17 protein-coding genes and 3 pseudogenes are annotated in these 25,328 nt (G+C 56.6%); 9 read left to right on the top strand and 11 right to left on the bottom strand.

What is annotated here, in order from left to right; all coding sequences use genetic code 11:
* Position 1 precedes the first annotated feature (1 nt).
* Positions 2 to 485: pseudogene (locus ACESNB_RS12785) on the top strand (IS6 family transposase).
* 384 nt (positions 486 to 869) lie between these two features.
* Here the strand turns inward: ACESNB_RS12785 and ACESNB_RS12780 are convergent.
* The 7 genes from ACESNB_RS12780 to ACESNB_RS12750 all read right to left on the bottom strand — a co-directional run bounded on the left by ACESNB_RS12780 (position 870) and on the right by ACESNB_RS12750 (position 6,812).
* Positions 870 to 1,298, bottom strand: a complete 429-nt coding sequence (locus tag ACESNB_RS12780; protein WP_373007884.1) for a BLUF domain-containing protein — start codon at positions 1,296 to 1,298, stop codon at positions 870 to 872.
* Between the two features lies 1 nt (position 1,299).
* Positions 1,300 to 2,016 carry a GTP cyclohydrolase I gene (gene folE, locus ACESNB_RS12775; protein WP_373007882.1) on the bottom strand — a complete coding sequence of 239 codons (717 nt, stop codon included), beginning with the start codon at positions 2,014 to 2,016 and terminating at the stop codon, positions 1,300 to 1,302.
* 179 nt (positions 2,017 to 2,195) lie between these two features.
* Positions 2,196 to 2,597, bottom strand: a complete 402-nt coding sequence (locus ACESNB_RS12770) for a thiol-disulfide oxidoreductase DCC family protein (RefSeq protein WP_373007880.1) — start codon at positions 2,595 to 2,597, stop codon at positions 2,196 to 2,198.
* Positions 2,598 to 2,902: 305 nt separating this feature from the next.
* Positions 2,903 to 3,508: a glutathione peroxidase gene (locus ACESNB_RS12765; RefSeq protein WP_373007878.1), complete on the bottom strand. Its 606-nt coding sequence runs from the start codon at positions 3,506 to 3,508 to the stop codon at positions 2,903 to 2,905.
* A 389-nt stretch (positions 3,509 to 3,897) separates the two neighbouring features.
* A complete protein-coding gene (locus ACESNB_RS12760; protein ID WP_373007876.1) occupies positions 3,898 to 4,026 on the bottom strand; it encodes a DUF2256 domain-containing protein in 129 nt (42 codons plus the stop codon).
* A gap of 175 nt (positions 4,027 to 4,201) precedes the next feature.
* Complete coding sequence (locus ACESNB_RS12755; protein ID WP_373007874.1) at positions 4,202 to 5,743, bottom strand: cryptochrome/photolyase family protein; 1,542 nt, start codon at positions 5,741 to 5,743, stop codon at positions 4,202 to 4,204.
* 571 nt (positions 5,744 to 6,314) lie between these two features.
* Positions 6,315 to 6,812 (bottom strand): hypothetical protein, encoded by a 498-nt coding sequence (locus ACESNB_RS12750; protein WP_373007872.1) that lies wholly within the window; start codon positions 6,810 to 6,812, stop codon positions 6,315 to 6,317.
* A gap of 159 nt (positions 6,813 to 6,971) precedes the next feature.
* Between ACESNB_RS12750 and ACESNB_RS12745 the strand changes: the two genes are divergently transcribed.
* Positions 6,972 to 7,511, top strand: coding sequence for a hypothetical protein (locus tag ACESNB_RS12745; RefSeq protein WP_373007870.1), 540 nt, complete (start codon positions 6,972 to 6,974; stop codon positions 7,509 to 7,511).
* 93 nt (positions 7,512 to 7,604) lie between these two features.
* Positions 7,605 to 8,198 (top strand): ECF-type sigma factor, encoded by a 594-nt coding sequence (locus ACESNB_RS12740; protein WP_373007868.1) that lies wholly within the window; start codon positions 7,605 to 7,607, stop codon positions 8,196 to 8,198.
* Here the strand turns inward: ACESNB_RS12740 and ACESNB_RS12735 are convergent.
* Positions 8,188 to 8,961, bottom strand: coding sequence for a hypothetical protein (locus ACESNB_RS12735; protein WP_373007866.1), 774 nt, complete (start codon positions 8,959 to 8,961; stop codon positions 8,188 to 8,190). The two genes, ACESNB_RS12740 and ACESNB_RS12735, sit on opposite strands and share 11 nt — an antisense overlap.
* A 202-nt stretch (positions 8,962 to 9,163) precedes the next feature.
* Here ACESNB_RS12735 and ACESNB_RS12730 point away from each other — a divergent pair, with 202 nt between their 5' ends.
* Complete coding sequence (locus tag ACESNB_RS12730) at positions 9,164 to 11,656, top strand: tetratricopeptide repeat protein (protein WP_373007864.1); 2,493 nt, start codon at positions 9,164 to 9,166, stop codon at positions 11,654 to 11,656.
* Here the strand turns inward: ACESNB_RS12730 and ACESNB_RS12725 are convergent.
* On the bottom strand, positions 11,647 to 11,910 hold the full coding sequence (locus ACESNB_RS12725; protein WP_373007862.1) for a hypothetical protein: 264 nt from the start codon (positions 11,908 to 11,910) through the stop codon (positions 11,647 to 11,649). The two genes, ACESNB_RS12730 and ACESNB_RS12725, sit on opposite strands and share 10 nt — an antisense overlap.
* A gap of 204 nt (positions 11,911 to 12,114) precedes the next feature.
* Entirely contained in the window at positions 12,115 to 12,675 is a 561-nt protein-coding gene (locus ACESNB_RS12720; RefSeq protein ID WP_373007860.1) for a hypothetical protein, read from the bottom strand.
* 89 nt (positions 12,676 to 12,764) lie between these two features.
* Here ACESNB_RS12720 and ACESNB_RS12715 point away from each other — a divergent pair, with 89 nt between their 5' ends.
* The 3 genes and pseudogenes from ACESNB_RS12715 (at position 12,765) to ACESNB_RS12705 (ending at position 20,947) form a co-directional block, all read left to right on the top strand.
* Positions 12,765 to 15,131: a hypothetical protein gene (locus ACESNB_RS12715; RefSeq protein WP_373007858.1), complete on the top strand. Its 2,367-nt coding sequence runs from the start codon at positions 12,765 to 12,767 to the stop codon at positions 15,129 to 15,131.
* Positions 15,128 to 20,173, top strand: coding sequence for a VWA domain-containing protein (locus tag ACESNB_RS12710; RefSeq protein WP_373007856.1), 5,046 nt, complete (start codon positions 15,128 to 15,130; stop codon positions 20,171 to 20,173). The genes ACESNB_RS12715 and ACESNB_RS12710 overlap by 4 nt, the downstream gene beginning before the upstream one ends.
* 133 nt (positions 20,174 to 20,306) lie before the next feature.
* Positions 20,307 to 20,947: pseudogene (locus tag ACESNB_RS12705) on the top strand (IS6 family transposase).
* A gap of 294 nt (positions 20,948 to 21,241) precedes the next feature.
* On the opposite strand, the pseudogene ACESNB_RS12700 reads toward ACESNB_RS12705, so the two are convergent.
* A pseudogene (locus ACESNB_RS12700) lies at positions 21,242 to 21,688 on the bottom strand (tyrosine-type recombinase/integrase); the annotation flags it as partial.
* A 184-nt stretch (positions 21,689 to 21,872) separates the two neighbouring features.
* On the opposite strand from ACESNB_RS12700, the gene ACESNB_RS12695 reads away from it, so the two are divergent.
* A complete protein-coding gene (locus tag ACESNB_RS12695; protein WP_373007854.1) occupies positions 21,873 to 24,605 on the top strand; it encodes a hypothetical protein in 2,733 nt (910 codons plus the stop codon).
* A complete protein-coding gene (locus ACESNB_RS12690) occupies positions 24,596 to 25,099 on the top strand; it encodes a hypothetical protein (protein ID WP_373007852.1) in 504 nt (167 codons plus the stop codon). The genes ACESNB_RS12695 and ACESNB_RS12690 overlap by 10 nt, the downstream gene beginning before the upstream one ends.
* Positions 25,100 to 25,328 lie beyond the last annotated feature (229 nt).

Below are 25,328 nucleotides of genomic sequence, written 5' to 3'. Positions count from 1 at the left end.
GATCTCACTTCGCAATGCAGAAGACCTGCTTCACGAGCGTGGAATCGATGTTTGCCATGAAAGCGTCCGTCTCTGGGGCGGTCGGTTCGGCACTTACTTCGCACGTAAGAACAGGAAGCGGCGCTCAGAGTCGATGCGAAGGAGCCCGCAATGGCAGTGGCGCCTGGATGAGGTATTCGACAAAACCCGGGTAGAGCGCCACTATCTTTGGCGCGCCGTTGACCATGAAGGTGATTGGGAGCGAAGGTCGCCAGGAAACTCGGCGTCATCTCAACAAATGCGCCGAAAATTCGCACTTACCGTTCCAAAGGCAAGAGCGAGCGCTGTCGCGATTCCGGCGCATGCGAAGTTTGCAGAAATTCGTCTCAATTCATTCGTCAGTGTACAATCACTTCAACTTAGAAAGGCACATCAATACCAGAATCCGGTTTAGACAGAAACGAGATGCCGCACTTCGCGAGTGGAGCGACCTTCTTGTTGCCTAGCACCTACTGCCCCGCGAAAATCGGAGACTGGTTCGCATTAGACTGACAGCACCCAATTGTAGACGCCTAGCCGGCATATGACGCAGAAATTATTGTGATGGTTCTACCAGTCTAATGCGAGCCAGTCTCCAGCATCCGCGGACGTACAGGTACCAGGCGCCGAGAAGATCGCGCCACTCGCAAAAATCGGCGTCGCGCTTCTGATTGAAGGACGTTCTGAAGCTGCTTTTTCTCTCAAAATTGAAGTGGGTGCGCACTGACAAATGTCTTGAAATAGCGAAGCAGGTTCCTCCTCAATTCCGAAGGGTAAACGCACCTGCCCTAAGCCCCAAAGGCCTTTGCGCGGCCAAATCCAAAATGGCTATCGTGGCAAAGGGCGTAAGATTACTCACCCCGCCTCGCAATTGCCCCCGCAGCGACAAGATCGGTCAAAAGCGCCAATGTTGCCTTTCCTGAACAGTCAAACGGGTCGATCTCCGCACGTCTGAAGTATTTGAGGAGCATCGTCGGGTTCAACTTGGTGATATTCAACTGGCCCATCGACCAGTGGGCGAATTGGCGCTCCGAGATCTCATCAAAAATAAGTAGGCGAACGTTTTCGTGCCGGCCATCTCGGACGATTGCATTGAACAATTCACATACTTCGTCGCGCCCACCCTCGATCACTTGGATGAACAGGTCCTCAGACACGCACAGCATGCCGGTGACCCCCAGCGCGGCATTGTTCTGCCGAGACTGCTCAAGAATATCATCCAGGAGCGGGCCGGTTATTTTCTCGACCGGGCGACTAGCATATAGGCAACGAACAAGCATATCAGCCTCGTGTTTTCAAATTCAGAAGTGACAGAAATTCACTACGCAACGTATGGTCCTTGAGGAAAGACCCACGCATGGCGCTATTGACCATTACGGCGTTATCCTTGACGCCCCGCCACTGCATGCAGAAATGGTCGGCCTCCATGACAATCGCAAGACCGTCGGGGCGCACCTTGTTCATGAGGACCTCGGCCATCTGCGAGATCGCTTCTTCTTGAATCTGGGGCCTGCTCATGATCCATTCTGCGAGACGCGCATATTTGGACAGTCCAATCAAATTGGAGCGTTCATTTGGCATGAGGCCGATCCAGAGACGTCCCATGATCGGACAAAAGTGATGGCTGCATGCGCTTCGAACCGTGATCGGGCCAACGATCATCAGCTCATTCAAGGCTTCCGCGTTTGGAAATTCGGTGACGGGCGGTGGCTCAACATAGCGCCCCTTGAAAACCTCGGTCAGGTACATTTTTGCTACCCGGCGCGCGGTATCCTGCGTGTTGTGATCACTCTCGATGTCGATCACCATGCTCTCAAGCACTTCCTTGAACTTCGCTTCCACTTCAAGGAGTAAATCGTCCAGCTCTCCAGGCTCCAGAAACGCAGCGATATTGTCGTTCGCATGGAATCTTTTCTTGGCATGCTTCAGTCTTTCGCGAACCCGCGAAGAAACAGATTTCCCGCTCGCTGACGTCTTCGACTGCGGTTCGTCATCCATGCGCACTCTTCTCCGGATATTTCATTTGCAACACAATCCTAGGGTAAATTTTCGGTCCTGTCCCATCCGGATATTTTCCCTGCGCTCATCGTCAATACCATCGGCCTGTCCGATATGATCGAAGCACCTATCGCTGAGACCCCAAACGCGGGCCTCAAACAGGGGATTATCTGGAGTGATTACCGGTTCTGGCTTTCATCTTCTGGTCCATGTCGCGGTCTGAACAGGGACTGAATGCGCGGCCGAAATGGAAGAAAGACAATATATCCAAGCTCGAGAATCCAGCGCGTTGCGGGTGAACTAAAAAACACGCCGGCCCAACGAAAGGCCGGGAACTGTTTCCAGAGTTCGGCGAATGCGTGGCCGCCGTCTACCAGTCGACCGTTTGCATCGCGAACATGGAATCGCGCCATAGCTTCGGTCCGCGAAAGGTCGGCAGGCAGGTTGCGAGGTTCAGACACGTCCACCCAGGCGACAGCTTCGGCGCCGCGGCGTTTCTTATAAAAAGATATTTCACCCCTGCACAACGGACATGATCCATCATAGTAGACTGAAATTGGCGTTTGCCGCCTCGGTATCATACGCGTGTACTCCTGGTCATAATGGTATGCTCGAAACCGATTTTTGGTTCTGTATTCGCGCGAACTTCCTCCGTCGTCCGATCGATCGGGTACCGCTTCTGCAGGTACTCAACACGGGTAGGGATATCCGTCTTGCGCCATTCCACCATCTGCACTCCCCCAAACCATCACAAAGGTATCGAACGCCGAACCATGACAAAGGATGCTCCCCTCGTCGTCCAGACGGCGCGGCGTGTTTTTACGGACACATACGGCCTTGGCTGGATCGGGTAGCCAAGGTCACGCGTGACAGAATCCTTTACGGGCTAGCCCAAGGCCGCCTCGATGTCGGCAATCAGTTCGCTATCAGCCGGTCGAACCCCGGACGGATATGCTTGAATGAACTGGCCATCACGGGAAACCAGAATCTTGTGGAAGTTCCACTTTGGTTCAGCCTTCTCGCCCAGTTCTTTCCTCGCCGCCTGCCAGAAAGCGTGCTGTTCGGATCCAATCGCATGGACCTTCTGGGTCAACGGAAACTCCACGCCATAATTGATTTTGCAGAACGTCGCGATCTCGCTCTCGGAACCTGGCTCCTGGCCACCAAAATCATTTGATGGCACACCCAGCAATGTGAATTCCCGGTCGGCAAAGGTTGAGTGCAACTCCTGGAGGCCCTCGTATTGCGGTGTGTATCCGCAACGCGACGCGGTATTGACCACCAAGACAACCTGACCTGAATACTCAGAAAAAGGCATTGGTTCGCCCGCAATGGATATAAACTCTACATTGTAGATTGAATCACTTGATTTCATCATGTCGCCTCTCTGGGAAACCAGTTCGCTTACTTGCGCTGTCGCAGATGAATCGGCCGCCTGATTGTGACAAGCGATCAACATGATCGACAGACCAATCCCTATCAGACTTCTCATTCTAAAAGCCTTTCCGATGTCGTCGACCCGGCGCCCATGGGCGCAACCTTGAACCCACTCTGGAGGATATAGAACGATTGGGCCCGTCGAAAACAGCTCGGGTCCACTTTCGGAAGTTTCCAAACCCGCGCCACCGAGGCGAACCCGGCAACGAAGCGATTAGATCACTTGCATGGAATACTTGAATGGCGTTCTCGAGGAGCCGATCCAAAGCTAGCGCGGCACTCTGTCGTCCATCCTCACGGCGGGCTGGCTGATTTCCGGCCAAGTCTTGAAGTGGCAAAATGGTGAATGTGTCATTCCCCAACGCTAAAGACCGGGTTCGCCCACCTCAAGCCAGCCGCCTTCGACGGGTCTTCGCAAAGGGATCTAAACGAAACATCTCACCTTTATCGGCTCCTACGACATCGTTCAGAGCAATAAATGACCTCTGGCCAGTTTCGTTGCCATTTCTTACGCCAGAAAAAAGGCCGGTTGCAGACCGGACATGTCTTCTGCGGCAGGTCCCCCTTTTTCATCGGGCGTCGGCGCTTTCTGGAACGATGTACTCGGCAACCGAATATTCGATTTCTTTTGCAAATGCGACCCCTTGCGTCGGGCGTCTGTCACCAACCTGCCGCCGCTCCTCTGGCTCATGCTCCAGAACAAAATCAGCTACAAAAATCCGAAAGATGCCGCTTCTCACTCGCACTATCACAGCTCGTCCAGAAACTTTGCTGCAGAACCGAGATAGTCGCGCTGCTTGTCCTGCCCCATGCGCTCCCAGGTTCGATAGACCTGGGCCATTCGCGGGTTCGTGCGAAGCTTGTCTGCATTCCGGTTTACGAAATCCCAATATAGAGAATTGAAGGGGCATGCCTGATCCCCTGTCTTCTGCTTCACGTCGAAGCGACATTGCTTACAATAGTTCGACATCTTGTTGATATAGTTGCCGCTCGCCGCGTAGGGTTTGGATCCGAGAAGTCCACCGTCTGCATACTGACTCATACCGAGCGTATTGGGTAACTCCACCCATTCGAATGCATCCGCGTAAACAGCCAGGTACCATTCATGTATCGCCTTTGGGGCAACCCCCACCAGAAGCGCGAAATTTCCGGTAATCATCAAGCGCTGAATATGGTGCGCATAAGCCTCCTCCCGGGTCTGGCAAATAGCTTCGCGCATACAGGCCATATCTGTCTGCCCGGTCCAGTAGAACTCCGGTAGCGGCCTGACAGCTCCAAAGAAGTTCTGCTCCAGATAGTCGGGCATTTCCAGCCAATAGATGCCGCGGACATATTCCCGCCAACCGATGATCTGACGAATAAATCCCTCAACCGCATTCAGCGGCGCATGCCCGGAATAGTAGGCCGCCTCGACGCGCTTGCAGGTTTCGAGCGGGTCGAGAAGACCCGCGTTCATATAAAAGGACAGGAGAGAGTGATAGAGGAACTTCTCTCCAACCAACATCGCATCCTGATAGTCTCCGAAGGCTGGAAGCACGTTGTGGACGAAGTGATCGCGCGCCTTCTCCGCCCCCGTCCGGGTGGTCGCGAACCAGAAGGGTTCAAGATCGCCAAAATGATCGGCGAAACGCTCATTGACTAGCGAAAGTACGTCCTGCGTGATTGCATCCGGATGAAACTGCAGAGGCTTTGGCATGAAGATATCGCTGCGGGCCGACTTGCGGTTGTCGGCATCAAAATTCCACTTTCCGCCGACCGGCTTGCCCGCATCCATCAACAGACCGGTCTTCTGTCGCATCTCACGGTAAAAATATTCCATGCGAAGCTGTTTGCGGCCATCGACCCAGGTTTCAAATTCGGAATGCGAACAAATGAACCGATCATCCTCGCAAACCTCTAGCGTAAAACCCGTGCTGACCTGCCAGGAATTTATCAGATCGCGCACCCGCCATTCAGATGGTTCGGTCATCCGAACGCGACCGGGCTCGTGACGCCCGATCGCGCGCATAAGCTCTCCGGTAAAACTCCCCGTATTGCCGCCATCGTCCAATTGGACGTAGTCAACGTCCCATCCCGCCAACCGCAGCGTAACTGCGAAATGGCGCATGGCCGAGAAAAGGAAGGCGATCTTCTTCTTGTGGTGGCGCACATAGGTCGCCTCCTCCATGACCTCAACCATGAGCACACGTGCGTTGTCCTTGTCTGCCCCCTCAAGCGAGGAGATAGAGGTTGAAAGCTGATCGCCAAAGATGAGGATGAGGTCGCCGATACGAAATTCTCCTAAGATCACGGGCAGTGATCAAGTCCTGAACATTTACGCGCGGAAAGGCAAACTGGTTTAGAAGATTTCTCGCGGGTACGCCTGAAGCTCGTTTGACCCCTATTTCAGATCAGGAACCTAACTACGCGGCGGCAGACGGATCCGCACCCGTCTGCGTTTTAGCGATTGCAAATATGAGGGGCGCGGCCATCCCCAACCCTCGGGGTTATTGGGGAGGCGCAACGATGCTATTGCGGAGAATGACACAGCACGTGAAGGACCAGAATTGGTTCGCCATCGAGATTGATTTCCCAATTGGGGTGATCGGCGAGTCGTTTGCTCCAGGGTGTTGTCAGTAGAACCGGACTTGAGGTGACTGATCTTGCCATTTAACTTAGGGAAATGACCAAGATGGCATTGTCAAAGCAAACGATACTACTAATATACGCTAGCCGATTGTTTCCTGTTGCTCGTCTCCGCACTGTAGCTGCCACGGGATCGTTCGCCTAAAATTGGGTCGACGAGGCAAGGAGAGACGATCTGAATTGGTTCCTTTGACAATGCCGATCCGAGAAAATCTCGGCTGAGAGCAAGTGGGTTGTCATTGCTCGTCCTGCAGCGTCAGGACGATACGTCGGTTCCCGCGTGGATCATCGATGATCTGGACCGAGCTCGCGCCGCCAAACCCCCCTCCCGAAATGGTCAGTATCAGCATGCCGCTTAGATCACCGACTTCCTCAACCTTGGTATCCGTGTCCACCCCCCACTGCACAATGGCATCTCGAAAATCTTCCTGGGAGGTCATCGTCCGAGCCTGTAACTGGTGAGCCGGTGGAACGGACCCGACTTCGGTCTTGCTATAAATGCGACGGTCATCCGGCAGTGGAAAATGCTTCGGCAGCCAGTCAGGCGCTGGCAAGTTTACCCGACCGAGCAGGCGATCCGTCTCCGCAGTGTTCTCCGTTTTCGCGGATGTGGCGTCGCTATGGTCTGACGCGGACTCTTTTGAATCTGGCGATGCACTGCCGGAACAGGCCGCAGCCAGGACGATGCCCGCCAGTAGTGCAGCTGTGGTTGCTCTCAAAGGCTGCTGTATCATGTGGAATCCTTTCACGGTCTGGCGCGTTGTCTAGCGCGCTGAACGCACGCCCCATTGATCGAAACGCAAAGCCGGACCTGTCTCCGCCATATCGCCAGCGCAAGAAGCGAGAAGCGACGAGACACTGGGGAGACCCGTTCGCGTCGATGGACCGGATAATTGGCGGAAACAGCGCAGGAACTGCGTTGTATTCCACGGGCCCATTCACGGCTTGCACAAGAGGACATCATCATGCCGAAAACAGTATTCGATTGCCGCTTTTTGCTCGCGGCCTTAACACTTGGCGCTCTGGGCAGCATACCAGCCGGCATGGCCGTCGCAGACGCCCCCCCTCCTCCAGTTGGCGAGCTTGCAGAACCACAGAACGTCTCATTGCCAGAAGGGTTTCCCGAAACCATCAACTTCCCCGTCGGCAGCCGCATCGTCAGCGCGTCAGGCGGACAGCCCCCAGAATATGCCAGTCGATATTATCAGGTAGAAGGGCAAGTCAGCGATACCGTTGATTCAGTCGTCGCCTTCTTCACCGCGATGATTGAGACAAATGGATACGAAATCCTTGAGGTCGAAAAAGGGAATGCAACACTGATCCGGTTTGACACGATCGGCCTAGACGACGCCAGTATCCTAGTCATGGATATGTACGGCGAAGGCACCGCAAAATTCGCTATAACCCTGATCATGGACCCGGAACCGGAATAGGCACTCTGAACTTGTGATTGCATTGACCATGCTTCTTGCTTACCCGTAGACTAGACGCGACATTGTCGAGGGTCGTACTACGGGGACCAGCATTTGACGACCACGCCGGATAGTGACGCTCCAAAAGAACCCAGCAACCACGCGCTCGGCCTGTCCGAAGAGTTGCTGGCCGAGACGTATGACGTTCTTCGTCGCATCGCCTCACGCCAACTCGGGCGACAGCGTTCCAGCGCGACTCTCAATACAACAATGATTGTCCACGAAGCCTGGCTCAAGTTGTCAAAAGACAGCAGTCGGCGCTTCGCCGACCAGAGCCACTACCTGGCGACCGCGTCCCGCGCCATGCGCCAGGTACTCGTCGACCATGCCCGGCGCAAACTTGCGGAGAAACGCGGTTCAGGCGCCGAGCATGTCAACATAGACGATTACCAGATACCGGGCAGCACAGCAGAAGCCCAGATCCTGGATATCGAGGCCGCCCTCGCCGCGCTTGCCAAGAAAGCGCCGGATCTCGAACGCATTGTAGAATGCCGGTTCTTCGCGGGCCTCACAGTCGAAGAAACCGCGCAAGCACTTGGCCGATCAGTCAGAACTGTTGAGCGCGACTGGGCCCGCGCCCGCGCTTACCTGGCCGAGTTCCTCGATTCACAGTCCTGGTGCCAGAAAACCGGCAAAGCTACCACTTGAATATCTTGCGTACCGCCTTTGCGGCTTCGTTTCGCGCCTTCCCGCGCACCTGGCGGTCGGCTTCATTTTTTGCCGTGTCAGCCGCGTCACCAGCCACATCCCCGGCATAACCTCCAGCGGCGCCGAACACGCTGGGCATGCCGCCTGCTCCCATAGACATAACCTGGTATCCAGCCGGCACTTCGAAGAGCTGGTCTGCCTGAAAGGACCGTTGCAGGCCGTTGAGGTCGTAGCTGATATTCTCTGCTCGCTGACCCGCTTCAACCTGCGCCATGCGCATGCGCACCGTGATATTCTCGGGGGTAGTCCAGACATCACCGGATGTCGTGCCGCCGCCAGACATAGTCGCCCGAAGGAAGTGATGATCTGTCATCACGCCATTCACTGTTTCTCTTCCGATGAAGCGCTTTTCAAGCACGGCAGTTTGCTCATCCAGGCCATCGAGAGGCGATTTTGCCTGGTCTGCTCCAAAGGGGATCTCCATGACAAAGCCCTGCTGCGGAGAAATCGTCCAAAGCGTCTGGAGATCATCGCGCCAAATTTGAATCACGGTCTGTCCCTCCATGGTCATTTCAGTGCGGTTCTTGCCAGGTTTTGAATGTACGGTCTGGCTCAGGCTCGCTTCATTTGTCACAATTGTACGCTGGCCCTGATAGGAAACTGTCGGTGGTCCAAAGACGGCGATCTCCTGAGCCCCGGCCGGGCTGGCCGCGGCAAGAAAACAGAAAGCTGTTGCGGCCGTAGCCATTGTGGATCGAAGCATGGTCTAATTCCCTTTGTGTTTGTTGTGCGCCCTATTGTGTAAAACGCATCCACGTGCCGTGATCCGCCACATGCATTTGCGTGGCGGGTTTTCTGCGGCGGTTCCGTGGATAGCTTGGGAACAGGGACGCACGCAGGCGCATTGACGACTTGATATCCGACGTCGTGAGCGGGACACTCACGACGGATCAGAAAGGCACGCCTTGGGCACCGCAGACAACACTCAGTGGAATCGTCTCGACGAGGTGTTCTCGGCGGCGCTGGAGCTGCCCGAGGGCGCGCGCCAGGCCTGGCTGCAGAAGGAACTGGCCGATACACCCCACGTACTTCGACGGGCGACACTGCTGCTCGAACGCGAGCGCGATAGCCGGTCGCGATTTAACAGCCTGGAAACCCTTCGTTTGTCGATGCTTGAAGAGGTGTCGACAGGAATAGAAAGCTTCTCTGAAGACCCCCGGATCGGCGCCAGATATGGTCCCTGGCGTATCCTTCGGCGAATAGCTCCCGGTGGTTTGTCCGTAGTGTACGAAGCCAATCGTGATGATGGACGATACGATCAGACAGTCGCCCTGAAAGTCATGCGCGGCGGCATGCAGAATGGTGACGCCGTACATCATTTTCTGCGTGAACGCCGTATTCTCTCGACGCTCGACCATCCAGGCATCGTGCGCATCCTCGATGGTGGGGAAACCGCGACGGGCGCTCCCTGGCTTGTCATGGACCTGGCGCCGGGACGTCCCATAACGGCTTATTGCCACGAATATAGGCTCGGCCTGCGCGCCCGTCTTTCTCTCGTCGCCGACGTCGCCGACGCGACGCAGTCAGCGCACTCCAAACTGATTGTCCATCGCGACATCAAGCCGGACAACATCATCGTGTCGGATGATGGCCGCGCTCGGTTACTCGACTTCGGCGTATCCAGCCTCGCTGGTGGCCTCAGCGATCCCGATGGAACGACCGCCATGACGCCCGACTATGCTTCGCCGGAACAGTTGCGGCTGGAGCAGGTCACGACCGCAAGCGACATTTACCAACTGGGCCGCGTCCTTTCGGAACTCTGCGAGGGCCTTACGCTGCCTGCCGATACGCAGGCAGTAATCCGCAAGGCGATGGCGCAGGCTCCCGATGACAGGTATGCCTCAGCAGCAAGCTTTGCCAGTGACCTGCGGTCCGTACTGGATGGGCGCGCGCCCGCCGCAAGGCCAGACAGGCACTTGGAAGCAGTATATCGCTTCGTCCAGCACAACCGAATGGCGTCCGGACTGGCCGCCCTCCTGATCCTGGGCGTTATTGGCTGGGGCATGATGCTATCGGCACATGGACGCGCAATGGAACGCGAGCGTGCCATAGCGATCGCGGAGGCGGACCGGGCGGATCGCGGCAAGAGTGTTCTGCTGGACCTGTTTCGCCGGGTTGATCCATTGAAGCTGGACGGCGTGGAATCGGATGTCAGAAATTCGACATCCATACTCGAACCAGCGCTTGACGATGTGCGCGAACGCCTGACGGACGATCCTGAACTTCAGGCCGAGCTCATCGGCTGGGTCGCTCGGGCGAAGGACCGCTCTGATGATCTGAAGGAAGCCAAAGCACTCGCCGATGAAGCACTTATTCTTCTGACCACTTCAAACGCGCTACCCTCCAGCCAATATGCGGCGGCCCTAGCATACCGTGGCGGGCTGGAAATTCAGCTGGGCGAAGTCGAACAAGGGGCGGCTCAGATCGAGCAGGCATTGTCCATTGCCCGCGCGACGCCGCAAAGCGACTCAAGTGCGCTCGACACATTCCTAACTGCTGCATGGTCCCACGAAGGCGAATGGGTAAAGCAACGCGCCCTGTTCGAGGAGACCCTGCCAAGAGCGTTGGCATCCGCGTCCATCAATGGCGAGATCGAGGCGCGGTCAGGGCTGGGGCGGGCCCTCGGCGAACTGGGTATGCTTGCCGAGGCTGAGGAACAGATCCGGAAATCCATCGCATTGACAGAGTCTACTTACGGGCCAGACCACCCTCGTCTTGGACTGCCATTGTCCGATCTTGGTCGCATACTGAGTGATCGTGGACATTCAGATGAGGCAATTTCAACGCACCGCCGGGCACTTGCGTTGTCCACAAAGGCGTTCGGCCCCCTCAACTCGTCCACATTGTCCCATCAGAACAATCTAGCGAACGTACTTGCGAGTGCCAAATCTTATGATGACGCGATCACTATTTACGAGACAATACTGGGATCTCGTATCCTGCTCTCAGGGGAAGATACGCTGGAGGTCGGAGACGTTTACCAAAACCTTGCGGCCACTCAAACACTGGCGGACCTGCCCGATAAAGCCATCGAAAATCTTTCAAAGGCGGAGGCAATATTCGATGCGAAGTTGCCTGCTGGACACCCCCGACGCGCCTTCCCAGCCCTGACACGCTCAGCCATCATGCTTGACCTGCATCGCTACAGTGAGGCCGAGAAAAACGCTCGCCAAGCCTTTGATGCGCTGTCGCTGTCGCTTCCCCCGGGACATTTCGCAACCGAAGTGGCTCGCTGTCGCATTGGCATGGCCCGCCTCGGCCTTGGCGACCGAGTGGGGGCGCGGGCTTATCTTGACGCGGCATTGGTGGCACTACAGATACAGCCCGCTGCGCCTTCCATTTATGTCGTACCTTGCAAGGCAGCGGGGCGCGAACTGGGACTAGTAACTCAGCCCTGAGGAATGATGCTCAGTGAAATCACGAGATGGTCACCCGCAGAGTTGACCTGCATGTAAGCCACTGTGCCAGGCGCCAACCCATTGCCCGAGAATTGTATCAACTGGGGTGTCGCGGCCGCATCATTCCCGACATGCTGGTATCCAGAAGCCATCAGGTCTTTACGCAGGCCTGCCGTTACGGACGCAGCGTCGAGATCTTGCCAAGAATAGCCTTCAAGCTTGTAGCTTGCGTGTTCATCGGATGGCAGCTTCATTCGGCTCGTTTCGAATATCACCAAGTCCTGAGGCAGCGGAATGTCCTGCGGTAACCAGGCGGGTCTCTTTGATGGCGATTCAGCCCGTGCCTCCATCGCACTCTGTCCGCTTCTGTTTTCCAGAAGGGGCGGCTCCGACATGCCGCAGGCCGTTAGCATTATGGCACCCGCGACGAAAACTTTGTACACGACCCTCACCACGCCTTACTGCTCCATTTCTGCTGGATAGAGATTGACCGACACCGCGAGAAAGCCGCTTTTCGGGTTCAGTTGGATCTCCCCTTTTCGATGCCCGGTCCCGCCAAAAATGACGCTTCGGATCTTTCCGCTCGAATTGTCATAAAGCGTGAATCCGGCCGATTTGTAGGAGGATTTAAGGGCGTTGAATGCGGCATCAATATCTTGCTGCGGCTTTGCTGTTCCGCGAAAGGTCGTCATCGACTCGGACTGCGAGCAAGACTCAACGACAAACGCGTCCGGGACAGCAACCTCTTCCGGCAGGCGTTCTAGACATATCGCGTCGCGACCTGCAACTTTCGCGTCCTGCTCCGGCGCGTTCGGTTCAGCGCTTGTCTGGCCGCAGGCCGTCAGCCCGAAGGCGAAAACGGCGGCGCACAGTGTTGCGCGAGCCTTCTGTCTGGTTGGTCGTGACGGCATGTGTTGCTCCGGTGGTTTGGCGTCCCTGTTCTCATCAACGCGCTCTGCAACCTTGCCCCGCCAAAATACTTGCCTGCACACCCAATGCCTGCCGCGGGCTGATCGCAAATATCCTTGGCGGATTTCGATGCCGCATTGCGTATTAAAAGATTGGAGCCTTCGACTGTCGCAAGGTTTGTCGACAAGGCCGCGCTCAGGTGAGACCCGGCCCGCCTGTCCGTCTTGTGCAGCATGATGATATCCATCCCGAAGAGGAGAAAACGCTTTTGTCTTTCAGGCTTAAAATTGTCGCTGTGGCCTTCGCCCTCTCCTCGAGCCTCAGCGCGACCGCCGCACCGCGCACCTATATCGCGCCAGCCGCAGAACGCGATTCTGCGCGCGCCATTGGCGATGCCTACAGGACCCTCTCCTCAAAAATTCCGCTGGAACTTTATGATGTGGATGGCCTGGCAGAGAGCCTGGATTATGACGTTGCGGCGGCAGCAAATTTCGTTCGGAACAATATTGCTTACGATCCTTATCTCGGCGTGATGCGGGGCCCTGAAGGCACAATTTCCGCATCGGCGGGCTCAAGCTGGGACCAGGCCGTTCTTCTGGCTGCCCTTGTCAACACCATGGCCGGCGAGGCCGTGATCGTTAAGGGTACACTTGAAAAGAAAGATGCTCAACGTCTCCTCCAAGTCAGCTTCAGCGACAGGGCACCTCTGTCAACCGGGCTCTTGGTCGAAGACGTCACGGAAGCGCTCAAGCCATTCGTACCTAAATCTCGCCTCGATGAGGTCCTCGCCGAAGCCCGTGACCTGGAAAAGAATGCCGAGAAGAATACACTCGCGGCCGGTCGAGACGTGTCGGAACTCGTGAAGAGTCTCTCGGCCAGCCTCAAAGCGGCAGGCGTATCAATGGCCCAGTCTGATGCGGTTCAGACAGATCGTCTTGTCGCCCAAATTGCTGAGGAATATGTCTGGGTCCGCTATAGGAATACGCCAAATGACCCATGGGTCGATGTACATCCAGCTTTCCAGAACGCTGTCGCTCCCACGGTCGAACCTGAACAATTCTTTGCCGGAACGGTACCCGATGACAGGTTGCACAAGATCGAAATCCGTCTCGAGATAGAGCGCAAGACGGGTGACAAGCTTGAGCGCATCAGCATCATGTCGCCCTATAAACGACCAGCGGCCAACCTTGCCTTGACGCAAATCGATATCGGAATCGCGCCCGACACAGTCCGTAGCGATGGTGATGCCGCTTTTTTCATTCCGATCATGAACCAGGCGCCTGCCGAACGCGCGCAGGCATTTACATTGCAGGGTTTGACCGCATCAGCCGAGGATGTTGCCGCAGGGCCAGCGATCTTTGCGACGGTCGGATCGAAATATGCCGACGCGCTGGGCGGGTTGAACGCGACGAATGGAAAAGCTGACACCGCTCCCAGGCTGAGCGGCGTGATTTTAACGGTGGTCCACATATCACCTGGTGGAGAATCGACCAGTGCTGAGCGTCGTCTGACGGATTTCAGGCAAGAAACACCCGAATTTCCAAGCCGTCTGGTGAGTTTTCAGGGAATTTTCGACGTCAATGTTGGGCGTGAAAACGGCGCACGCGCCATGCGGGACGTGATGGAGTCCACAGCCAGCCTAATGAGAATCGTGCCCTATTTCAAAGCGGTTATTGACGGGAAAATGACGCCAGAGGAGGCCCATTCGCATCCTGCCTTTGCCGCTCAAAATTCGGAGCCTGTCTGGTCAGAGATGCTCTCGGCGGGTAACGCGTTTAGCCCGGATGGCGACAACACGAAGCAACTCGTGCGGATTGCTCCCATGGTATCAATGCAGCGCACGCAAAACGTTGGAAGCACCGACGGTATTGTTCGAAAAACGATTGATATCCTCACTGACGAAACGATGCTGCTGGCCGAAGACCGTGGCGCAGTCTCAGTCAGCCCGTCGGGCAATTTGGAACAAGGGATCCGCGGGACGCTTGTCGAACACTTGCTCGGCAAAGCTGCCAACGACACCGACTGGAAACGACTCAAGACTGGTGCGGTGCTCAAGAATGTTGAATCGGTCGCGACGTGGAGCAATCAGTCGATTGCTTCCTTGGCATTGCGCGACCGCCTGAATGCTGACTCGGGATCAGGCACAGTACTCGTCATGCTCGAAGGTTCGGATGAGCCTCTCTGGTGGCGGATCAACCCAGAAACAGGGCAAACGCTCGGCATGGGACTATATGGCGGGCAAGCGACGATCGAAGAAGCGATAATGAAGCGGATATCACTTGGCATAGCATTGGGCGGATGGGTAATGAGCGCCCAGAGCTGCGTGGATACCTACAAGGGCAACACGACCATGCAGAATTGTTGTGTCGTGGGAAACACGATGGTCGCAATCGGCACAGCGGGAGCCATGGGTCCGGTGAGTGGTTTCTTCAAACCCGTAGGCCGCGGCTTGGAAGCTGCGATCGGCTATATAGCAACTCAGCTGACGCTTGAAATTGTTTCGGCTCCCTTGGGATCAATTGCCGGGCGTCCGATCGAGTCGGTCTGCAAGAAGGTAACACAGTGAAAGTCGCGGCACTGAAGTGTGCGATCCATCGAAAAGCACGAGGTGTGGCAACCGCGCTTCTCGTCCTGAGCTGGGCTCCGCTATTTGGGGCCGGTGTCGCATGGAGCCAGCTCCCCGACCTGTCCAAGCTCGGCGGAACATCAGAAGTTCCGGCCCTCAAGAGCACACCGCTCGATTTTGTAGACGGGCTGGCCGAAGTCAAACTCACGCTCGTTGAGAGCACAGTCTATAGCTTTGACGTCACCGATACCGACGACATCTACAATATCTCCGCTGAGGCCGCCGAGCCCGTAAGCATCGTTCTGGAAGCCAACACGATCGAGCTCAATGAGCGCAATCAGCCGACTGCCCGCACAAAGCTGCTGAGTGATTCCGCGCGTGGGTTTGGGGACCGCATGGCAAGATTGCCCGCCACCACCTTCCAGCCCGGTCGCATCTATCTGGGGCTCGCGCCACTCAACCCCGTCGACGTCACGCTCAGGGTCGAGCGGATTGTACCGGTGCAATCTCCCGCTTCGCTTCCCAATGCCCCAGGCAAAGCGTTCCCCGTCGGAAATGATGTAAGCGGGCCAGCCAATGGTGAGATGCATTGTATGGTGCCGGCCCTTCTCTCGGCCAACAAAGTTGTCGACCTGACCCTTGTCAGCTCACCAACAAGCTCAGTTGAAATGCTGGTCTACAACGCCAAGGCTATTCGCGCCGAGGCGCGTTCTGGAAGAAGCTCTCTGGCGATCTCGGGCATTCGGCTGAAGGATAGCGCCGTTTGCGTCAAATCTTGGGACGGTGAGGGGACAGGCAGCTGGCGTCTTGTGGCAGAGCCTAGCCAGTATGCTGATGGACCAATCGAACCCAATTCGGACCTCAATTATTCCACCGGGCCTGGCCTGTCGATCGGACAGACATACACGTTACCACTTGACGCCAAGGACGAAGATAGATTCAGCCTGGCAAAACTCGCGGGGATTGGCGCGGCGAGCGTACATGTTATCAGCGCCGTGAACATGAGACTGTGCTTGAGAGAGGCAAACAACGTCGTCGAATGCCTTGATGGCAGGGACATCAGCTTTTCCCCGTTCCGAATAGCCGAAGACACTGTCTTGACCATCGTCAATTATTCAGATTTCGGCGGACTTTACGACATAAGCATCGAGCGCTTGCAGGCAGACCCGCTGGACACAGTTTTCGAACCCAACGCCTCGGCTCAATTCGTTCCCCTGATTGATGGGCCGTTCCGAATACAAGGGACTCTTTCCGCAGGTGGCGACACCGATACGATCGGGTTCAATGCGGGTAATACCGGCCAACTCTGGCGCATCATGGTGCTCGGCGAATCGGTCGGACAAATTGAATTGAGCAATGTCACGGGAAAGATTGCCGACATCCGCAGGCACGGCGGAAATTCACGCCGCCTCGTTACGCCGGATGTCTATCTCGAACCCGGCCCGGTCTATATCAGAATCTACGGCACGCCGGGCGACTACAAGGTCATCGCCAAGCCACTGGGCAGCCCACGAACCGATTCCGAGCGCGAACCGAATGAGTACGTGCCCCGCCGTCTTTCACTCGGCCAGCCGATTGTAGGCGATTCCCAAGAGGGCGATGATGATCGCTTCTCGATGTATTTGCCACGCAATGCACTCGTGGAAATGTCGATTGATGTGCCACCCGGATCTGAATATTACACGACGTTTTCAGTGGCGTCGGAAGACGCGTCCACCAGTCTCGATCGCCAGGTCATCACGCCCGGTGGCTGGAAAAGGACGGTTTCAATTCCAGCTGGCGAACACGAACTGAGATTCAGCCCACGCACGGGAAGTCCCGCGGAATACAAACTGTCGGCCCGCTATGCCAACCCCTTCCCTGTCACCACTTCGTCCGCCCTGAAGCTGGCCGTGACGCGCGTCGCCGAAGTAAGCGCCTATTCCGTCTTCAGGCAACGGGCGACTGCGGTTCTGAACATCACCAACACGTCTCAGGAACCAGTCTCCGGAACGCTCGACTTCTGGTTCGCCCGTCCTGGTATCGAAGTCATCCCCTACAGCGTGTCCCTCGCTGCCGGTGAAACCACCGCGAAATTTGTCAGCTTCCTGCTTCCAGATGATCTCTACGATGGCGACCTTCCCTTTTTTGTTGCGGTCCGCACGGACAAAGGCGCGATCGTTGCCAGCACCGGCCACCATCTGAGAGTGGACTCCCGTACGGCGCCCGTCGGCCCATTGCCCGCGCGCCGGGTTCCACCAGCCCTGGCTGGCGGCATCAATGTGGCCCGAACGAGCCTAGGTGCTAAATGGCTGGAAAGTGACGGCATCGGCGTTGGTGAAGATGGCGACTACGCCTACCGGAACCCCGCAGGCGCACGTAATATTCTGAATTTGATTGACGGGTATATTACTCAGGGAACCGATCATGAGGGATTCCTCTCAAATGGCGTCAAGCACATCCTGAGCCCGATACTGGACCTTCCCGGCAACAAGCCGATCCCGGTTGCCGGAATCGGCATCAATACACGTCTGGATGCACCCCAAGGCATTCTAGGGTTTGCCATAGATGTCTCAAGCGACGGAAAGAAATGGCGCGAGGTCCTGGTCGGCACCCACGAGGAATGGGGCCAGACAGCATATTATGAGTTCCCGAGTGGCCCGATTGACGCCTTGAAGATCAGATTGCGCGCCACCAATCGGCGTGGTGGAGACAGCAGCCGGGTGTCGCTCAGTGGATTCGAGGTGATCGCTAAGCCAGGCTATTCTGGTCTCAAGAACCTGAATATTGCCGACAAGGGACTCGGCGCGTTTGTATCAGGCAACCGCAACATGCAAGCCAACCGGCATCTCCAGATTGACGCGTCCGAGGCCAGCGTCACGACATTCCCGGGTCGGGTGGAAAGCCCCACAGACTTCAACAATGCCATCACGTTCCGCAACCAGTTGGAAGCCGACATCGAAGCCGTAGAGGCGGTATATCCGGCGAGTTTCCCCGACAACCAGTGGCCATTTGCAAGTGCGGCCATTGTCTATGCCTCGGCCTATAGTCCCATAGGCCCCTTTCATGAAATCGGACGATTTGACTTGCCAGCGCAACCACAGCCCAACCAGACCGTCCGGTACGACCTACCTGAATGGTCGTCTGCGCGCGCCGTGAAAATTGAATACGAGCACCCTGAAGGCGGCTACTTCCTTGCCCCGATGATCATGAAGCTCATTGAACGGCCTGAGGATGACACCTACCGGTCCGTTCTTGGTACGTGGGGCGAGTTCGCGACAGCCAAAGGCGCGGCAGCGCAAGACACACTCGATTTCGCTGCGATGAAACACGCACTCGTCTCTGTCCGCGCATGGCTGGATTCCTTTGTTGGTGCTTTCTTCGGCATAGAGCGTAAGAGTACGGCGTCCGCATTAGGCGGTGAACCAGCCCACAGCCCACTGATTCCAGGCTTGCCCTTCTCGCCAGGCTCTGTCGAATTTGGCGTACGCACCGAAACTTGGCGCGTGCCGGCGGAAGGCCAGACAAACAGGCTCAAGATCACAACACGCGGCAGTGCCGGCTTTGATCCAGCAATCTCCGCGCGCAACGCTTCGGGAGACAAGACAGAGCCTGTCGAAATCATCCGCTCGCAACTGCGCCCTGAAGTCACCTACACTTTTGATGTAGACCCGGGCAGTTATCTTGATGTCGAAGTATCTGAACCCCAGCGTTCCGTGGTGTTCCTGATCGATCAAAGCGCGTCCATAGCGAGTAAAATCCCTCAAATTCGACGCGCAATTGTTGATTTCGCCGATGACATGGTGGTCGGGCGCGACGCCGTCCAATTCAAGTCGTTCGGAGGCGACTGGGCGCGCGATGATTGGATCACCGATCCCGAAGCGCTGCGACCGCTACTGGCGAAGTATAAGGGCGGGAGCAATAGTGCTGGCGAATCGTCCCTTTTTGACGCAGCCAAACTCCTGACGGATCGGGACGGGTCTCGCGCAATCGTGGTTATTACCGATGGTGATGTCGATACGAAGCAGGGTCTTGTCGAAGCGCTCCATGAGGCCCGGGCCAGGGTCTTTGTCATCAAGGCACCTTCGAATTCCACTTTTCAGGATCCATCCGTTTCACAGCCACTCGCACTGCTCTGGGCGGGCCAAACTGGCGGCGAAGTTTCGCTTGTGCTGCAAAGCGAGGATATATCAGTCGCCTATGCACGGGTCGCCGCGCGACTACTCGGTCCCAAGCCCTATTCCTTGAGCGCCCAGGCCGAGGTGGTCGTTCTTAAACCCGGCTTCCTTCAGGTCGATTCTGCTTTGGCGCCGGATCTCAAGTCAACGGTCCACAGCCAACTCATCATATTGGACGCGTCTGGCAGCATGCTGAAACGGCTGGGCAAAAACCGCCGCATCGACGTCGCGAAGGCCGCATTGACCGACTATCTCGGTTCCCAACTGGTACGCAGCCAAGCGGGAGAACAGTTGGAGATCGGGTTGCGCGTGTTCGGCGGAGAGCCAAATTCCTGTGAAACAGACCTCGTCCAACCCGTTACCCGTTTCGACAATGACCGATTGGCATCTTCCATAAAGTCCGTTCGCCCCCAGAATAACGCAAAAACCGCTATTGGAGCAGCCTTACTCGAGGCGGCGAAAGATCTGAAGAACACGACATCTTCAGCATCCATCCTTCTAATCACGGACGGAGAAGAAACGTGTGGGGGATTTCCGCTCCAGGCGATACAGAACCTGAGGGCCGCAGGAGTAGAAGCGCGTATAGACGTGGTCAGCTATGCCCTCGAACCGGAAATCGATCGACGACCTTTTGAAGCATGGGCAAAAGCTGGAGGTGGAATTTATGTCGATGCGGCTGATGGCGCGGATCTTGAGAACGCGCTGACAAGCACATCCCGAGTACGGTTTACCGTCTATCAAGACGGTGAACGTGTGGTGAGCGGAACTGCCGGTGGAAGCCCCGTCGAATTGATAGCAGGAAAATATGATCTGCAAGTAGACGGCATGAAGCCAAGGCAGTTCGTGATCACAGCGTCAAAAACCACCAAGGTTGTTCCTAACTGAACGCGCTCCAGTCGGCATTGTCAGCGGAACCGGGCTTGAGCTGATCGATCATGGTGAATAGCCTTCTAATATAACCAATAACCCGTTTCGCCACTTCGAAACATCGCCTGAAATCATCCAACTCGCCGTACTGATGTATGTCCGCTCTCCGCTCTCACTTCGCAATGAGAAGACCTGCTTCACGAGCGTGGAATCGAAATTTGCCATGAAAGCGTCCGTCTCTGGGGCGATCGGTTCGGCACTTACTTCGCACATAAGAACAGGAAACGGCGCTCAGAGTCGATGCGAAGAAGCCCGCAATGGCAGTGGCACCTGGATGAGGTATTCGTCAAAATCCGGGTAGAGCGCCACTATCTTTGGCGCGCCGTTGACCATGAAGGTGAAGTTCTGGGTTCCTTTGTCACGAAGAAACGGGACAAAGCCGCTGCATTGAAATTCCTAAAGAAAGCAATGAAGCGATACGGTAATCCGCATATCGTCGTCACAGATAGATGCCCGTCGTATCGAGCAGCCATGAAGGTGATTGGGAGCGAGGGTCGCCAGGAAACTGGGCGTCATCTCAACAACCGCGCCGAAAATTCGCACTTATCGTTCCAAAGGCAAGAGCGAGCGCTGTCGCGATTCCGGCGCATGCGAAGTTTGCAGAAATTCGTCTCAATCCATTCGTCAGTGTACTATCACTTCACTTTTGAAAGGCACATCAACACCAGAATCCGGTTCAAACAAAAACGAGACGCCGTTCTTCACGAGTGGCGTCACCTTCTCGTCGCCTAAAACCCGCTGGACCGCGAATTGTGGAGACTGGTTGGCATTAGACTGACAGAACCGTTCTGGCGACTGTCGTGGTGAAATAGAGGCTATCAGGGTACAGTCAGTGGCGCTGCCTGTCCAATGCAAACCCGTCTCTGTTATTCGCGGCCGAGCAGGACCTGGGCGACAATACAGTCGCGCTAAGAGAGAGTGAGGTTCCAACTTGCGTTACCATTATAGCCACAGCTGAAACCGCACATCGACGACAGAATAGCGAACTGACCAAAGCGAGGCGTTCTCAAACGATCAGCAACGATACTAGTCATGCGGGTTCGACGAGGACATTGCCAGAAAGTCTGCCCAAGCCTGCATGATGCTGCGTCGCTTGTGCAAAGCGTCCTTCCGCCTGTAAGCCGCTTCGGTCGCGCTCGTCACCTTATGGCTTATGCAAAGCTCGAAGCGTTCGCGATCAAAGTCAGTTTCGTTTCCCACCCAGTCCCTGAAAGATGATCGAAAGCAGTGTTGCGTGCACGGGAGTTTCCAACGTCGCAGGATCGCGGTCAGCGTCATATCGCTGAGTGGACGTCCTGGCTTCTGCCCAGGAAAGACAAAGACAGTCGACCTCGCCTCGTTCAGTTTTACCACGATTGCCATAGCGGCGTCCGACAGCGGCACGCGATGTTCAATCTCAGTCTTGGTGCGGTTCTCTGGCAGCGTCCAAAGCGCATTCGCCATATCGACTTCATCCCAAGTCGCATTTCGGACTTCGCCTGATCGTGGGGATTGTCAGGGCAAGCGGGGTTGATACGATGATTTCGAAGGTATCACTTCGGACCGTGACCCAAAAGCAGATCATATTTTCGGTGGTAGTGCGGCGGACATTGGCAGCGCTTCGCGTTGACAGGATTAGGAGTCATTTCCGATTCATCAATAAGGTAGGAGAATCGCCTTGAATCCGCTTTCTACATTTCTTGCAGCGCTTTGCATTCTCTCGTACGGCACCGGTTTGTCAGCCATCGCCGAGCCGGAGCCGACAAAAGTCTATGAAGTCTGGCGTCAGGACGAACGCGCACCCAATTTCAAGGTGCGCGCGGGCTTTGATGAAGCTGATCTCAAATTGCGCAGCTATGTTTCCGCTGACGCTGCGGCCTGGGCCATGCTCGAGACCGCCTTGAACGAGACCGCCGCTCGCCTTGCAACGGGTGGGTTCCTTTCCGGGAAACAATTGAATGGCGCGTCTATTCCCATCCAGCCCGTTTCGCCTTCTGCGGATGGGCCGCTTTCCGTGGTTCTTCTGAGTTTCGGCCTTGTCATTCCGCCGGACGAGCTGGCCCAGGTCGCCAACGTTCCTGTCGCAGATGTCAAATGGGTTCGAAACCTCACGTCGCGGAAAACGCCACCGCAATTGCAAACCAATTCTTATCGCGACCCGATTGTGTTGGCCGCGAGCGCCGTCGCCGGACAAGCGATCTCCCGCATGGCATTCAATGGCGACAATATCACCGCCAAAACCTGGGATTTCGATGCGTCCGTCAGAGGCACCGATCCCGCGGGCCGCGCCATCATGGCAAGTGGCATGGTCTCGCTGACGGGCTTTGCGACCGACGGGATGGTCGACGCGCACTATGAGAGCGGCCCCGCCCGACTTGGTTTTCTCCACTACGCCCGACAATATGACAGAGTGTATCCGGGCGGAGAGCAAGGCGTGAACGCCGTCAAATTGCTCGGCATTGGCAGCTCCTGGCAAAAAAGCTGGTCCGGCATCGATGATGATTCAGCCAGCGGGGGCGCGTCGCGTACCGCCATGTCCGGCATGTTGAACGCCGTGATGGCCAACGGCGGCCCCGCTGCGATGAAGGCAGTGTTTGAGCGCAAATGGCCGAAGGCTGGACGCGGCGATCCGTCAGTCACGGAATGGATCCGCTGGCTTGATGAAGGAATCAAGTTGTCTGGCAACACGCCCGGTGCATGGCGCGGACAAACGCCCTTCGTTGCCGAGCGCGGACTTGCGGGCGCATATGTGACGTCGCTGTCCGACATTCTCGCGATGCCTGCACGTTTCCGGCGTGAGGCCCCCAATGAGAGCCTGCCGGAAGGCTTTGCCACGCTCTACCATCTTGAGTCATTGTTCAGTCAGCCGGCCTGTCAGACAGTGGACTTCAACCTAGCGGCTGGCGTCACGGACATTGATATCAGTCTGGCCGAACTGACCGCCCAGTGTGTTCGCGTACGGTGGACCGGGCCTGATTTCGGCCGCGATCACGCGCGTCCGCCCATTGCCATTTCCGCCTATGGCGCCGGCCTCGACTATACTGACCTGGACGCGCTTCTTCTCTCCAGTGCGGGCGGAGAGCGGGTTGGTCTCTCTGTCAGCGACAGCGAAAGCGGGAAGACCGTCAAGACGTGGATGGTGGACTATGTGGCCGACTTTGACGGGGACGATGCGATGACGCTCGCCTTCGCAAATGTTGCCGCTGACGCGGCCGCGACTCGCCCACTCTCTATCCGTCTCACCGTCGGCACAGGAATTACGGCCGGCCGGGGCGACCTTGTTGCGCAAGTGAACAAAGCGCCGCCGAACACGCCGTGTAGCGCCGGCGCTGTGCCCATGCCGCCCTTGGCAGATAGCGTGCCCTATCCCGCCATAGCGTCTTTTGTGCTGGGCCTGGAATCCGGTGCGGGCGGTAGCGGAGATTTTGGCGACCTATTGGGTTTTGCAACGGAGCTATTTTCCGAGCAGCAGACGGGAGAGTTGCCGATGCGGTTCTGCACTGCGCCCTTGCGCTGGAACCTGCAGAAGGATGCCCTGTCCGCCCTGTTCAATGGACGCGGACCCGGCGCAACCGCATGCCTCCCGGACATGGCTGACGCGACCCGTGTGTATACCAGCCGAAAGAAGCGTCCGTCGTTTCGGCGCTTCGATCTGAACCTGGCGAAAGGCGCCGACACGTCGGGCAATGTGATCCCGATCAGGGCTAGCGTCACTTGGAACGATCCTTCGCTCCCGGTCTTTCCGATGCCCCGGGCAATGGGTCCGGATGATCGGACCGACGACCCAAAAGCTGAGATGGAAGGGTTTCTAACATTCCAGATCCGTACAGAAACGCGTTTGCGCGGGCGAATTGACCTTGTCGTTCCCCCGCAGGCAAGCAAGGGCGAGTCCACCTGCGGCGCTTCCCCGGCGGGCACAATCACTACCATGTTTGATCTGGTGTCGGCCCTCCCGGACGCTCGCCAGGCGCGGCTGGTTGGCCCGGATGCGCTGGCGGCGGTTTCACCTGACGTCTGGACGGTCATGCCAGCCGCAAAGCGCGCCGAGTATATCGCGCGGGTTAACCGAGAGCGGTCAGGAGGCGGGCGCAAGACGCCTCAAACGTCGCGCCCGGGCGAGGCAGAGGCGTGTCTTTGCACTTGCGCTCAATATTCGGATCCGGCGGCGGCGGCCCTCTGTTCGCCTTCCTGCGCCAAAAAGCTCGAGAACTCCTGCAAAGCGGGGCCGGTTACGCAGGCCGAAAAGGCCTGTTTTGTGAAGTTGAGCACCGAACTGTTGGCCCCTTTCGTACGTGATAGCGCAGCCCGGCAGCTGCGCAACTCTCTGGAGGGAGTCGACCCCGAGATGCTCAAGGCTATGGTCCGTGAACAGATCGAGGAACTCAAGGCGGAGGGGCGCACATGCGACTGATTCTGATAGTCCTTTTGTTTATCAACGCTCATGCTGCCAGTGCGCAGGGCGTCCGTTTGAACCCTGACGATTTTGGTCCCGCGCCGGTATTCAATTGGGCAAAATCGACGCCGTCTATGAATGGCGGGATGCCAGCTCCCCCATCATTAGATGCCTGCATTTCCAGAGACGAGCGTAATCGCGCCCTGCGAAATGTCAGCTATGATTGCAGCTGCACTGGCTACGCGGCCGCGTTGACGCGACAGCCTTGGGATCGCCCACAGGACTTCGTTTGCGGTATACAATGGTATGCCTGCTGGGCGCCCGTTCCTAGTGATCAAACGGTTCGGGATCGATTTCTCTCGGGCTTTGCAGATTACTCTCCAGCGGACCGGGCATTGCTCAACGACGACCTCATGAAGCAGGTGTCTACTGCGCGTGCTCTCGATGAAATGCGCAATGGCCAGGTCTCGGAAGATGCGCTTGCTTGGGACAGGGCTCGTGACTGCGACTGACCACTGAGGTCGAATTCAAACGGGTCCAAAGGCGAGACGGTATTGTCAGGGGAACCGGGCTTGAGGTGATCGATCCTCGCGATTAGCTTTCTAAAGCACATCCGCGACAAAAGGAATCGTGAGGGATTCCCTTTTGCTTCGAACTCTGATTCTCCTGTTCGGCAGGAGGATTTGTCGATGGCAGTTTCGTATTCGCTTGATTTTCGCCGGGCTGTTGCGGCCCATGTTG

Origin of the sequence: Hyphomonas sp. (assembly GCF_041689225.1) — a bacterium.
Taxonomy (GTDB): Bacteria; Pseudomonadota; Alphaproteobacteria; order Caulobacterales; family Hyphomonadaceae; genus Hyphomonas.
This window is presented reverse-complemented; position numbering and strand designations above follow the sequence as displayed.

What these genes read in the sequence shown, in the direction of transcription:
- ACESNB_RS12780 (WP_373007884.1), bottom strand. Translation starts at nt 1,298, where the DNA reads ATGCTTGTTCGTTGCCTATATGCTAGTCGCCCGGTCGAGAAAATAACC.
- folE (WP_373007882.1), bottom strand. Translation starts at nt 2,016, where the DNA reads ATGGATGACGAACCGCAGTCGAAGACGTCAGCGAGCGGGAAATCTGTT.
- ACESNB_RS12770 (WP_373007880.1), bottom strand. Translation starts at nt 2,597, where the DNA reads ATGATACCGAGGCGGCAAACGCCAATTTCAGTCTACTATGATGGATCA.
- ACESNB_RS12765 (WP_373007878.1), bottom strand. Translation starts at nt 3,508, where the DNA reads ATGAGAAGTCTGATAGGGATTGGTCTGTCGATCATGTTGATCGCTTGT.
- ACESNB_RS12760 (WP_373007876.1), bottom strand. Translation starts at nt 4,026, where the DNA reads ATGAAAAAGGGGGACCTGCCGCAGAAGACATGTCCGGTCTGCAACCGG.
- ACESNB_RS12750 (WP_373007872.1), bottom strand. Translation starts at nt 6,812, where the DNA reads ATGATACAGCAGCCTTTGAGAGCAACCACAGCTGCACTACTGGCGGGC.
- ACESNB_RS12735 (WP_373007866.1), bottom strand. Translation starts at nt 8,961, where the DNA reads ATGCTTCGATCCACAATGGCTACGGCCGCAACAGCTTTCTGTTTTCTT.
- ACESNB_RS12725 (WP_373007862.1), bottom strand. Translation starts at nt 11,910, where the DNA reads ATGAAGCTGCCATCCGATGAACACGCAAGCTACAAGCTTGAAGGCTAT.
- ACESNB_RS12690 (WP_373007852.1), top strand. Translation starts at nt 24,596, where the DNA reads ATGCGACTGATTCTGATAGTCCTTTTGTTTATCAACGCTCATGCTGCC.